This window comes from Mucilaginibacter sp. P4_A11 (genome assembly GCF_056402535.1).
Window position 1 is genome coordinate 57859 of the sequence record NZ_JBFUHE010000015.1, and the last position, 12841, is coordinate 70699.

Annotated in this window: 11 protein-coding genes; 1 reads left to right on the forward strand and 10 read right to left on the reverse strand. The window is 43.2% G+C overall.

The features are described 5' to 3' along the window. Positions 1–178 precede the first annotated feature (178 nt). The 5 genes from AC1DUD_RS24460 to AC1DUD_RS24480 all read right to left on the reverse strand — a co-directional run bounded on the left by AC1DUD_RS24460 (position 179) and on the right by AC1DUD_RS24480 (position 4757). Positions 179–2386: an ATP-binding protein gene (locus AC1DUD_RS24460; protein ID WP_477379323.1), complete on the reverse strand. Its 2208-nt coding sequence runs from the start codon at positions 2384–2386 to the stop codon at positions 179–181. A 97-nt stretch (positions 2387–2483) separates the two neighbouring features. Continuing rightward, complete coding sequence (locus AC1DUD_RS24465) at positions 2484–3179, reverse strand: LytR/AlgR family response regulator transcription factor (protein ID WP_477379325.1); 696 nt, start codon at positions 3177–3179, stop codon at positions 2484–2486. Positions 3180–3295: 116 nt separating this feature from the next. Continuing rightward, complete coding sequence (locus AC1DUD_RS24470) at positions 3296–3769, reverse strand: Dps family protein (RefSeq protein WP_477379327.1); 474 nt, start codon at positions 3767–3769, stop codon at positions 3296–3298. Positions 3770–3813: 44 nt separating this feature from the next. Then, the gene (locus AC1DUD_RS24475) at positions 3814–4182 is read right to left on the reverse strand and encodes a hypothetical protein (RefSeq protein WP_477379329.1); all 369 of its coding nucleotides are present in this window, start codon (positions 4180–4182) and stop codon (positions 3814–3816) included. Positions 4183–4307: 125 nt separating this feature from the next. Then, a complete protein-coding gene (locus AC1DUD_RS24480; RefSeq protein ID WP_477379332.1) occupies positions 4308–4757 on the reverse strand; it encodes a GNAT family N-acetyltransferase in 450 nt (149 codons plus the stop codon). A 310-nt stretch (positions 4758–5067) separates the two neighbouring features. Here AC1DUD_RS24480 and AC1DUD_RS24485 point away from each other — a divergent pair, with 310 nt between their 5' ends. After that, complete coding sequence (locus AC1DUD_RS24485; protein ID WP_121228102.1) at positions 5068–5334, forward strand: CHC2 zinc finger domain-containing protein; 267 nt, start codon at positions 5068–5070, stop codon at positions 5332–5334. A gap of 64 nt (positions 5335–5398) precedes the next feature. Here the strand turns inward: AC1DUD_RS24485 and AC1DUD_RS24490 are convergent, their stop codons facing one another. The 5 genes from AC1DUD_RS24490 to AC1DUD_RS24510 form a co-directional block, all read right to left on the reverse strand. After that, positions 5399–7804, reverse strand: a complete 2406-nt coding sequence (locus AC1DUD_RS24490) for a TonB-dependent siderophore receptor (protein ID WP_477379334.1) — start codon at positions 7802–7804, stop codon at positions 5399–5401. 30 nt (positions 7805–7834) lie between these two features. Continuing rightward, positions 7835–8029 (reverse strand): hypothetical protein, encoded by a 195-nt coding sequence (locus AC1DUD_RS24495; RefSeq protein WP_477379336.1) that lies wholly within the window; start codon positions 8027–8029, stop codon positions 7835–7837. 10 nt (positions 8030–8039) lie between these two features. Beyond that, the gene (locus tag AC1DUD_RS24500; protein ID WP_477379338.1) at positions 8040–9206 is read right to left on the reverse strand and encodes a PepSY-associated TM helix domain-containing protein; all 1167 of its coding nucleotides are present in this window, start codon (positions 9204–9206) and stop codon (positions 8040–8042) included. Between the two features lie 337 nt (positions 9207–9543). Then, positions 9544–10299 (reverse strand): SGNH/GDSL hydrolase family protein, encoded by a 756-nt coding sequence (locus AC1DUD_RS24505; RefSeq protein WP_477379340.1) that lies wholly within the window; start codon positions 10297–10299, stop codon positions 9544–9546. Next, positions 10296–12770, reverse strand: a complete 2475-nt coding sequence (locus AC1DUD_RS24510) for a glycoside hydrolase family 95 protein (RefSeq protein WP_477379342.1) — start codon at positions 12768–12770, stop codon at positions 10296–10298. The genes AC1DUD_RS24505 and AC1DUD_RS24510 overlap by 4 nt, the downstream gene beginning before the upstream one ends. Positions 12771–12841 lie beyond the last annotated feature (71 nt).

Genomic DNA, 12841 nt, shown 5'->3' on the forward strand with positions numbered 1-12841 from the left:
AAGTCACGCTTTCAGCTTGACTTGATAAAAAAAAATAATATAACTGCTTTGCTTTTACCAGCTAATCATTAGATGCGGAAGCAGGATGCTTCCACTATTTTAGGTCGAAGTTACGCTATCATTAAACTTCGACCAATATATTGCAGACGCATGTAATGCGTCTGCTACAATAGAAAACCTACACCAACGTACCATAAAAATGCTTGGCGTCATCAATGGCATTAAGGCATACAGCGGTAATATCATTAATAAGCCGCAATGTTTCAGTGCCGGCAGTTGCGACTTGTTCCAATTCATCCAAATCGGCTTCTAAAGCGGGCAATAAGCCCATAATGGCAACCGTGGTTTTCATGTTATGTGCCGTACTTTTTAAGCCTGCAAAATCCTCAGCACTGAACATGTTTTTCAACGTATTTATATCCGTTAGCGTAAGTTCAATAAACTGTGAGGTCACCAGTTTTTCATAAGCTGTATTTCCTTTGCTGATGTCCTTCATATAGTTCAGATCTATATACTGGTACGTATATTCATTGATTGCAACAGGCTGTTCCAGTCGCGATGCGCGGGGTATAAACTTCAGGATCAGTTTAAACAGGTCATCATCATTAACGGGTTTAGCGATGTATTCATTCATGCCGTGGCTCATACATTTTTCCCGTTCGCCAGCCATAGCATGAGCTGTCATGGCAATGATTGGTACTTCGAGCTTCAGATCATTGCGGATATGATAAGTTGCGGTATATCCGTCCATTTTTGGCATTTGGATATCCATTAATACCACGTTATAAGTTTCGGACTTCAGCTTGTTGATAGCTTCCTCGCCGTTTGATACTACATCAAACCCTGCGCCCCACTGCGTAAGCAGGTGTTTCATCAGGCTTTGGTTCATAGCATTATCATCAACTACTAATATATTAAAGTCATGGTCAACCCGCACTCTTAAATCGAGGCGTTCTTCATTAGTGTATCCTGAAACCTGTTCATCCGCAATGGTATAAGGAATATAAAAATCAAACTCGGTACCTTTTCCCGGTTCGCTGGTAACTTCTATTTCGCCAAGCTGTAAAACCACAAGGTCCTTAACAATGGAAAGCCCTAATCCGGTACCGCCATAGCTGCGGGTAATAGAATCTTCGGCCTGGCTAAAGCGCTCAAATATAGAAGCCAGCTTATCTTTCTGAATGCCTATGCCATCATCCGCTACCCTGATACCCAGTTTTAGTGTCTTATCGGTTGTTTGTTTGTTATAAACCTCTACCCTGATGCGGCCATGCTCGCTAAACTTCAAAGCGTTCCCTATCAGGTTCACCAAAATTTGAGTTAGACGTGTGGCATCGCCAATGAGCGTATCTGGCACATCCGCAGCTATTTCATTACTAAAAGTGAGACCTTTTTCTTTAATACGTTCATTAAACAAGGTTTCGATAGAATCTATCAAACCGCGCACGCTAAATGGCGAATGTACTATCCGCATCATTCCTGCTTCAATTTTCGACAGATCGAGAATATCGTTAATAATAGCCAGCAGGTTTTCTCCTGCCTTCTGGATCGAACCAACAAATTCGCCCGCTTCGGCATCAATTTTACGGCGTTTAAGTAGATTGGTAAAACCCAATATAGAGTTAAGCGGCGTACGGATCTCATGGCTCATATTGGCCAAAAAGTTCTCTTTTATAAGTAATGCCTCACGTGCAGTTTTTTCAGAAGCGTTAAGCCTGTTAATCAGCCTGTTTTGCTGCCTGAACTGGTTAACAATAAACCAACATAAAGTACCCCCGCTTAAAAACATGAATACCATGAGTATATTGCCGTACATACGCGCTTTGCTACTATTATCAATAACAGCGGCACTTAGCTCATCCATCATTTTTTGACGGTTGTCATAAATTTTGTGAGTTACGTCAGTAATCTCGTTGGATACGCGGCGCGCACGCGGGTTAGCTATAAAACTGGTATCGTTCATGTTACTTGTTTTATAGTAACGTTTCAGCAATTCATTTTTAATCCGCACTTTTTCGTCGGCCAAAATATTAAGCCGCTCAAGATATTGCTTAATTTTCGGGTTACTGTTTCCCCCTCTCAACGAATCAAGATAATCCTTAACTGCTTTGATCTTGGCGTCAACGCCTTCCAGGTGTGAGGTATCATCCGTTGCAATAGCCGCCCTTATCCGGGCTTCAACGCTCAACAGATCCCGGTCAATTTCTCGAAGATGGTTACTGGTATGCAGTTCGCGCAGCAGGCTTTCATTTCCCCTACGCATAGACTGCATATTTTGTGAAAAATTATACTGGATAACCAGCAACAAAATGGTGCCTGCAATAAATGATGCGAGTATAAGGTAAGCAAATCTTTTATTAGCCATTACTGATGACGCTGAACGCATTGGTGTTAAGTAAATATGCAGGTGTTAAATTTATTTTGATTACACAAATCGTTCAACAAGGCAAAACTATCGTTAAACCGCACCAGCCTGTCGATGGCTAAAAAACGTTCATACGGCTGTTCAGTGTTTTGCGATAGGCGTCGGCAACGGGCAAAAACTTACCGGCAATTACCAAGCCTCCATCCTGAAGGGTATCAATTTTATCAAGCGCGATAATGTACGAGCGGTGTACCCTGACAAATTTAGAGGAAGGCAGCTTTTCTTCGGCCGATTTTAGCGTACCATGTATGGCGTATTCTTTTTTGGGGGTATAAAATTTAACGTAATCGCCCATGGCTTCGGCGTACAAAATATCATCAAGCCTGAGTTTGCGGGTAATGTTTGAATCGCGTACAAAAATAAACTCGTCGTTCTTCAACTGCACCTCTTCTTTACGGTTATCAAGTACTTCGCGGGCTTTGTTCACGGCTTGTAGAAACCGGCCGGGGGTAACAGGTTTAACGAGGTAATCGGCTACGTTAAGTTCAAACGCTTCAACGGCGTATTCTTTTTTTGAAGTAGTAAAAATTACAACTATATCGTTGTTTTTAAGGTTGCGGGTAAGTTCCAAACCGTCCATTCCGGGCATTTCAATGTCAAGGAACAGGAGGTCGACGTTTTGGTTCTGGAGATGATTATAGGCTTCCATGGCGGTACAGTACTCGCAAATAACATCCAGGTCATTAACCTGGCTGGCCAAATGGCTTAATGTAGCGCGCGCAATGGGATTATCATCAACAATTAAACTGGTCATGAGCAGGCTTGAATAATATTGCTAAGATAATCATTTTACTTTTCGCTCAAGATCTCCCGTTTGCATCCGGAAGACCATTTGAGCCAAAAAGTGGTTATTTAAACGGGGGAATTATTTTATCTGAAATGTGACCTCAGCATCCAGGCCATACCTTCGTGCGTTTCCATCAAACCGGTAATAAAATCGCTGGTGCCGGCGTCATTGTACTTACTAACAAAAGGATCGATATTACCACGGATAAATTCGATGATGCTTTCATGGTCTTCAAGCAATTCGCGCAAAAAGCCCAGGCTGTCATTTTTATGATCAAGCTTTTCGGTTAAGTGGGTAAGTTGTAGCAGCTGGGTTAAAGTAGCCGGAGCATAATGGCCTATTTTGCGAATGCGCTCGGCAACGCTGTCCATTATTTCATCAAGCTCGTTGTATTGCTGTTCAAAAAACACATGCATGGAATGAAAGTCGGGGCCTTCAATGTTCCAGTGGGCATTACGGGTTTTGGTGTACAATACAAATTCATCAGCAAGTAATTTGGCTAACTGATCTGAAACGGCCTGACGGTCTGCTTCGTTAATTCCGATGTTTGTTTTCATGATATTATGTTTTTGTGTGATTGTTGTATTCCGGGTATTATAACTTATTCATATTTTGATGGATGCGTATAGCTGCTAAAAAGCCTTTTCACAGGGCAATATAGCGTAAAAGCTGTTACCTCAAAGTAAAAAATCAGGGGTGCTATGATGATCATGGTATGCGTATGACAATTCCAGTCAATAGATGACAGTACGGGCATGGTAAACACCAGCGCCCCTCTAATCACGGCCTCCGTAGTGCTCAGATTTTCGGGAGCATCATCCGGGAAAAACCGTTTAAGGAAATTATCTAAAACGGGTTTGCGCTGTTCGGCCTCCTGCTGAACGGCCGCTTTTGGCAGTTCAATATTTACTTCACGGATCCGTTTTTTAGCTGAATCTCTTGGGTCGGGTGGTAATTGCAATGTTTTCATGGCACAGCTTTTAAGGTTATGACATAAAATTAGCAGCCCCGCATTTAAAGCCTGTATCAAATTCGTTGAGCGGGCATAAGCAATCGTTAAACGGTATTTTTATACGGATGATGTTTAAACGCCTATTAATTCCGGATCATTTCAATATGATCGATACCGTCTTCATCATAAATTTCGCCCTCCATTTTAAAGCCCAGCTGCTCATAAAATTTCACAGCATAGTACTGTGCGCCTATCCGGATGGGCACATCGCCGTAGATCTTTTTGGTTTGATCGATGGCTGCCTGGGTTAATATTTTACCTGCCCCTGTGCCGCGTACTTTTTTGCTGCTTACTATACGCCCTATTGAGGCTTCGGCATATGACTTACCCGCGGGCACAACCCGGGCATATGCTACCAGTTCCTGCTCATCATTAAACAACAGCAGGTGGTGGCAGGCATAATCCTTGTCATCGGCATCCAAAAACACACAGTTTTGCTCAACCACAAATACTTCACTTCTGAGTTTTAATAATTGGTATAGCTCGGTAACTGTTAAATCATGGAAGGCTTTGCAAACTTGGGTATAGTTCATGGGGTTTGATATTTCTTTCGCAAAGACGCTAAGACGCAATTTTGCTTGTGGTGCTAAAGTAAATATTTATGTGGATAGAGAAAAGAATTACGTCATCCCGAGACACTACAGAACAGGCCAGCTGCGAAGCACCCATCGACTTAGCGTGTGGGAGTTAGGCATTACGATGGGGAGATATTAGAACTAAGCGCTACAAAACCATCAAAAAGCCCCCAATAATGTGTTTGTGGCTTTTTTTCAACAAAATATTAATCCATACAATCAATAAATTATTTTCGCAGCCTGATAATTAATTATTCTATCGCCCAACATGTCTGCATCTCATTCCCTGTCGCCGGTACAGGCCGATCTTGTACGAATTGTTTCAAAATATGTGCTGCTTGAAGAAAGCCGGAGAAATTTAAAAGGCCGCTGTCCTTTTCATAAAGACCAGGCTACATCATTAATGGTATCACCTGAGAAAAACATCTTTCAATGTTTTGGATGCGGTAAAGGCGGTGGCCCGGTTGAGTTTGTAATGGCCATTGAGCACAAAACCCGCGAAGAGGCTATCCAAATGATAACTGCAAGCCACTAAGCGCTTACAATAAAGGCGGACCAGTTTACCCAGTCCGCCTTTTTATGTGATAATGGTTTTACTTTTAAAACTTGAAAGCAAAGCTTGTGGTAAAGTTTACCGGGCGCTGCGGATTAACCGACCAATAGCCTATATAATATTTTTTATCGGTGATGTTATTGGCATTGAACGTAAAGCGGAAACGATTTGAATTATAAAACACGCTTGCATTGATAAGGGTGTAGCTCGGCAATTCAAACACGCCAACTACGCTATTATCAACAACTTTGTATACACCGGCGTAATTTCCACCAACACCAAAGCCAAAGTCCTTAAGAGTGCCTTTCAAAAATTTATAAGTTGCCCAAAGGTTTGCCTGATCCTGCGGGCCCTGGCCGCCCGGTGCACGGCCTGCTTCGTTATAAAAGTCGGTGCCGTCGCCTGCTGCAACCTTGGTGCTGTTGTGGCTGTAACCGGCTATCAGGTTAAAACCGGGTGCAGGATTAGCATTCACATCGATCTCGAAGCCTTTACTGTGAACTTTTCCTCGTTGATCGTAATCATTGATATTGCCAATTGTTGGCGTTACACGGTTTGATACCTTGATATCATAATATGAAACTGTAGCATTTAATTTATCCGAAAACAAATTGGTTTTCACACCGAACTCATACTGGTTGGCATGCTCAGGTTTAAGTGATTTTACGCGGGGATTATTGCCTTCGGCATCTGTTACCTGCATTGGGGCAACGTTCAGGAAGGCATTCATGTAATTACCAAAAATAGAAACTTTGTTAAGCACAGGCTGATAAACCAATCCAAATTTTGGTGAAAATGCGGTCTGGTTAAAATCATCCGAAGGATCGGATTTCTCTCCTTTTGATACAAAATGATCAACCCTTAAGCTTGCCATAGCCGATAATGCATCCGTGATGTTAAGCACGTTTGACGCATAAGCGCTGTATGTGCTGTTGCTTACGTTACTCTTGCTTGCGCCGGTACCTGCCAAAAGACTATCAACTGAATTTTGAGTGGCATATACCGGGTGTGCAGGATCGGCATAGCTGATGGCGCCCTGCGGGGTTACATAGCGCATAAAAGCATACCCTGTGCCGTTGTCAACTACATTTTGGTTAAAGTAATCAAGGCCCACCAATAAACGGTTGCGTAAACCGGCTATTTTGAAATCGCCGTTAAAGTTTTGCTGGATATCTGAAGTGTTTGTAGTTTGGTTTTCTTTGTGGATGTATTGCTCAAACTCATTGCTGCCTTCGGCATTACCGAAGATGTAGCCGTAATAACCTAATGATTTAGAAGTTCCCCGCGAGATAGCTGTTTGCGACGACCACTGATCGGAGATCTTGTAAGTCATCTGTCCCTGCATGTTATACCTTGGGTTTTTGATAGGCAGGTCATTGCTTGTGAATGATTGGTTATTATCCAGGTTAAGCTCTTTTATGTTTTTAAAGGTAAGCGGATCGGCACGGTTGGTATGGAAAAATACCGGTGCAACAGCACGTTCCTCCTGGAAGATCTCGGCCAAAAAGTTAAAGCTAAGTTTATCGTTTACGTGGTAAGTAAGTGCAGGGGCAACAAAAAACGTTTTCTTATAACCCGCATCCTGGAAGCTGTTCTCGGTGTGGTAAGATGTGTTAACCCTTAACGCTATCCGTTCGGTTTTACTTAAAGGCGTGTTTACGTCGGCAGTAATCCTGTTTAAGCCAAAGCTACCTGCTGTATAAGTAACCTCACCACCTGTAGTAAAGTAAGGTTTTTTAGTAATAGTGTTGATGATACCGCCATAACCTACAAAGTTTGCACCGAACAATGTTGCCGAAGGTCCTTTTAAAACCTGGATCTCCTCGATATCTGCCGGGTCAAGATCACCATTGGTAAAACCCGGTAAGCCGTTATATAGTGAAGGCTGCGCTTCAAAACCACGTAAGGCAAAATAAGAAGCACCATCCCCGGCCCTTCCGGTTGACTCCCAGGTACGGGAAATACCGGGAACATTGCGCAGGATGTCATCAAAATTAGTAATACCCTGCAGTTTAATGGTTTCGAGCGACACGACATTGTAAACCTGCGGGTTTTCAAGGTTCTTAAGTGGCATTTTGGCTACCGAGCTATTTAATTTATTCCCGTTACGGGCGGATATAACAACTTCGTTCAGTTTAGCTGAATTTTCTTTCAGGATGAAGTTAAGTACCAGCTTATCGCCTGGCTTAAGTGTAATAGTTTGCTCTTGTTTTTCAAGTCCGATCAAAAAAGCAATTATTTCATAGGTACCGGGCTTTATATTTTTGATCTGGTAATTGCCATCTTCATCAGACGAAGCACCTTTGTTTGTTCCTTTTAAGCTGATACTTACTGCTTCGGCGGCGTTACCGTCACTTGTTTTGATCTTGCCGCTTATGGAAGCGTTTTGAGCAAATGCCAGGCTCGCGAAAAATAAGAACAATAATGTGAGTTGGGTTATTTTTTTATTCATAGTACGAATTGTTGGGGTTAGTTGTATATGTTATTTGTGTTTGGGCGAGGGGTTTTTTTGCCACCATATTTTGAGGCAGATAATAAAGATGGGGATGACCATGGCGATCCAGGAGAGGCCGTACCAAACGCCTGTTCCTAACAGGGCGGCAAGTAAACCAAACAGTGTGATGAGCGCCAATACAAGCGGTGCACCCCAAACTTTTTTAACGGATTGGTAATTCATGGCAGGGTAGTTATACAGTTACAGCTTCAGCTGTTTCTTCTGTTTCGATGCGTTTAAAATAATCTTCGTAAAACTTGCGGCGTACTACCCATAGGTAAACCCCGCTTATCAATACTACGATGGCTATGATGTCAAATACCGCCCAGATAATCTTGAGCGGAATGCCGCCATAATCACCAAAATGCAGGGGGCGCGATACTTCAAGAGCCCTTAAATAAATCGGCATTTTTACTACAGCTTCGAGCTTTCCGTTACGCGCATCAACCAATACCGGGCTAAACAACCTTGAAGTAAATGGTTCATTGCCTTTGGCCCATAACAAATAATGGTAAGGGCTGCCAAAGGCATTCCCCGGGTAAACAACGCTAACTACCGTCATTCCCGGTACCGCTTTTTTGGCGGTTTCATAGGCATCCTGTGCAGAACTCAGGTATTGCTGTTCGGGTACTTGATGTCCTTTGTACTTATCAAGCATGGCCTTTACATCGGTAATTTGCCAAATGCCGAAAAGCGGGGTAGAAAGCTCATTCATCACCCCTGTAAGGCCTACAACAAACAGCCATATAGCGGTAGCAATGCCCAGCAGGTTATGCAGATCGAGCCATTTGAGGCGTTTTGATCTTTCAGTACGAATGGTACCGAAATCAAGCTTTTTCATGAACGGGCCGTACAATACCACACCCGAAATAATGGAGATCACAAAAAGCAGCCCCATAAAGCCGAGAAATAATTCGCCCGTTAAGTCCATGAACAAATCGATATGAAGCGAGAGCATCAGCCCTATAAAGGTTTGCGGCTGCTGATCAAACGGCGGGTCGTCGCGAAGCAGTTTCCCGGTACGGCTATCAAACTGCAGGGAATGGGCAAGCTTATCAGTAGGGGCCATGGTTGGTGCCATGCTTATAACTACTTGTGGTTCTTCGTCATCAATAAAAAAGGATGTAAGCAGCTGTTTGGGGTAGCGCTGTTTAGCTTGATTAATCATACCATCGAGATTTGCCGTCGGGGTATTCGCAGGCATTTCGGCATAATGAGTTGGATTTAACCAGCCATCAATTTCCTCGGCAAAAATGAGCGGTAAGCCGGTGAGGCAGAGCAGCAATAAAAACAAGGTGCAAATGAGGCTTGTCCACCGGTGCCACCAAAACCATCTCTTGATACTTTTTAACTGTGCCATAGTTTAGTTAAATGCAGGTAAGGAAAACCTGTAGATAGAACAATGACACAAAGAAAGCTTTTATTTAAATTAAATCCAAATAAGAATAACAAACATATAAAACTGTTAATCAATATATTGTAATTTAAAAAACAATTTCAATTAGATAAATATGAACTGATTAGGAAAGATAAAACGCAGATGCCTACGCATCTACAAATAGCATAATATAATAAAACGTCATTGCGAGGTACGAAGCAATCCCTAACTATACAGAGCGGCTCTGCTAATCGGGGATTGCTTCGTACCTCGCAATGACGCTTTTTAAACGAGTTTTTTGTGTCGAAAACAATAATTACTAATACAGCTTTTTAACTGCCTTCATCCACTCCCGGGCAATAAGCTCATGCCCGGCAGGCATCGGATGAACGCCATCCCAGATCCAGTGATCGGCCTTTGCCTTTTGCAATGCTTTATTAAACACATCCTGCAAAGGCACATAAATAGCATTAAACTTTAGGGCGAGCGTCCTGACCACTATCTGCCGTTTTTGAACCTCGGCTGCCCATAATTCGGCGTTCTTGTTCACCATACCTACGGGTAAGATAAATGGCTCTAATAAAATCAGTTTAACGTTCGGCAAGGCAGCTGTGGTTTGGATTAACAGCTGATTATAGGCTTTACCAAAATCTTCATCTGTTGATTTATCACCTTGCATTATTACTTTGTGCACATCGTTAATACCAATCAGTATACTCAGTACATCGGGCTTAATATCAAGCGTATCCTTCTGCCAGCGTGCTGCAAGATCATTTACGGTATTGCCACTGATACCCCGGTTAAAAAACTGGTAATCCCTGCCGGGGTAATCAAAATTGATACGGGCTGTGATCAGGTAAGCATAACCCTGCCCGTAAACGTGGTTCCAGTCTTTATCAAAGCTGCGACCACCATCGGTAATCGAATCGCCCTGGAACAGGAATGTTTTTCCTACACCATCATCAGGAAGATAGTGCTCATCTTTTGTTGATGCCGATACTAATCCCGGCGCAGCTATGGCCGCTGCACCAGCCAATGAGGCTTTCTTTAAAAAATCTCTTCTGCTGTTACTCATAAGCTGCTTACTAATTGATATGATTTGCCTTTTCGAGTATTTATCGTCAACTCGTACCCGTCTTTTACTTTAACCGGTGCGGCATTTAAACCTTTAACAGTCAATTTTGATTTGGAAATGATATGGCAGGAGCCTCCTGCTTTCGATAAGATTTCGGCATTTACAACCTTGCCTTCGGACCATTTCATATTTACTACAAAAGCTCCTCTCGCCACAAGGCCTTTTATTTCGCCATTAGCCCAGGCGTCCGGCAGGGCTGGCAACAGGTGTACATTACCGTTTTGACTTTGCAACAACATTTCGGCAAGCCCGGATGTACCGCCAAAGTTTCCATCAATCTGAAACGGAGGATGCGCATCAAACATATTTGGATAAAGTCCGCCACCCTCGCTGTAATTGTAACCGCTTTCTCCTGTTAAACGCAACAAGTCGCGATATAATTTATAAGCGTGATTGCCATCTCTCAGGCGAGCCCAAAGATTTACCTTCCAGGCCAGGCTCCAGCCGGTGCTTTCATCGCCGCGTAGCTCCAACGTTCGTTTTGCTGCTGCCGCTAATTCCGGGTTGACAGCTACCGAAATTTCATTCGCCGGATACACGGAATACAAATGCGATACGTGGCGATGATGCGGATCGGGCGATTCCTGATCTTTATACCATTCCTGCAACTGGCCTTTGCTGCCAATTTGATACGGGATCAATTTGGCTTTTTTAGCAATGAGTGAATCCCTGAAGAGGGCATCCACACCCAGTACTTTACTTGCGGCAATGAGGTTATCAAACAGATCGCGGATGATGCCCATATCCATCGTAGTGGAAACCGAAACATCCGACTTTTTACCTTCGGCATAAATAAACTCATTTTCGGGCGACATAGACGGCGCTGTTACCAGGTGCCCCTTACCATCAGACACCAACCAATCAAAAGTAAATTCGGCTGCCCCCTTCATTAAAGGGTATGCGGTATTTTTCAGAAACTCTTTATCACCGGTGTATAAATAGTGCTCCCAAAGATGGCGGGTAAGCCAGTCGCCCCCCATTGGCCAGTTAGCCCATGCAGGGTCGCCGTGACCAAGATCGCCAACAGGGTTGGCCAATGCCCAAAGATCTGTATTATGATGAGTTACCCAACCCTTAGCATGATAAAAATCCTTAGCGACCTCGGTCCCTGTTTCAGATAATCCCTTGATCAGGTCAAATAATGGCTGATGCATTTCAGAAAGATTGCAATCCTCGGCCATCCAGTAATTCATCTGTACGTTGATGTTACTGGTATAATTGGAGCTCCACGGAGCACGTAACTCCTTGTTCCAGATGCCTTGCAAGTTAGCAGGCACACCCGGAGTTCTCGAGCTGCTAATCAATAAATAACGGCCATACTGAAAATACAAAGCTTCAATACCGGGATCAGCGCCCTGGTTTTTATTGTAAAGCGCCAGCCGCTCATCTGTAGGTAACTCTGCATGGCTGCCTTTGTTATCATTAAATTTAAGGCTTACCCGGTTAAAATAATGGTGATAATCGGCAAGATGAGCAGCAAGCAACTGGGCATAAGGTTTCGCGGCCACTTTATCGAGATTTTTCTCAGCCACTTTCTCATCTCCATCCGGGCATTGATTATAGGCTTTAAAACTGGTTGCGGCGGTGACATAAAGCGTTAAGCTCGATGCACCTTTCACCGTGATGCCGCTCGTATCGGCTGTTATTTTTCCGTCTCCGCTTACTGCTTTTGTCAGCACTTCATATCGCATGCCACGGCATTTATCGTCATCGGCGTAAACTATCGGATTTTTCGAATCTACGTAGCTTGGCTCAACGTGGGCTGGCGCTTTGCCGCTTAGCTGTAATACATTGGCATTAAGCACTTCCTTTCGAAAACGAAGCTGGCTGTTAGTATTTATTTTAAGATTTAACTGTTTGGGCTTATCCGCAGTAAACCGAATCACTATAACCTTATCGGGTGCCGAAGCAAAGATCTCACGTTTGTAGTTTACACCGCCAACTGAATATTTTGTTGTGGCAACGGCATTGCCAATATTCAGGTCGCGGTAATAGCTTCCAGCTTTACCGTTGTTATATGATTGTTTGATATGCAGATCGGCCATAGGCAAAAAGCTTTCAGAATATAAGCCCTGCATTTTCTTGGTAAGCTCACGCGCATTTTGGTAATCACCTTTAAACAAAGCTTCCCTTACCTGAGCCAGGTATTGGAAAGCTTCAGGATTTACATTTTGCTTCACCGGTCCGCCCGACCATAGTGTTGATTCATTGAGTTGCAACAATTCATCATTAACGCCGCCAAAAATCATTGCACCCAACCGGCCATTACCTATTGGTAAAGCTTCCGTCCATGTTTTGGCAGGTTGTTTATACCATAGCGTATTGTTTTGTGCATATGCGTTAAGCGCAATTAATTGCATGTATAGCGGTAACACTACAGACAGAAGTGTTGCTTTCAGACCTTGGTTCATAAAGTAGGATACAATTGTTTTTACAAGTATAACGATGCACAGGCTATAAAAAATAATGCTTATTGGCATTT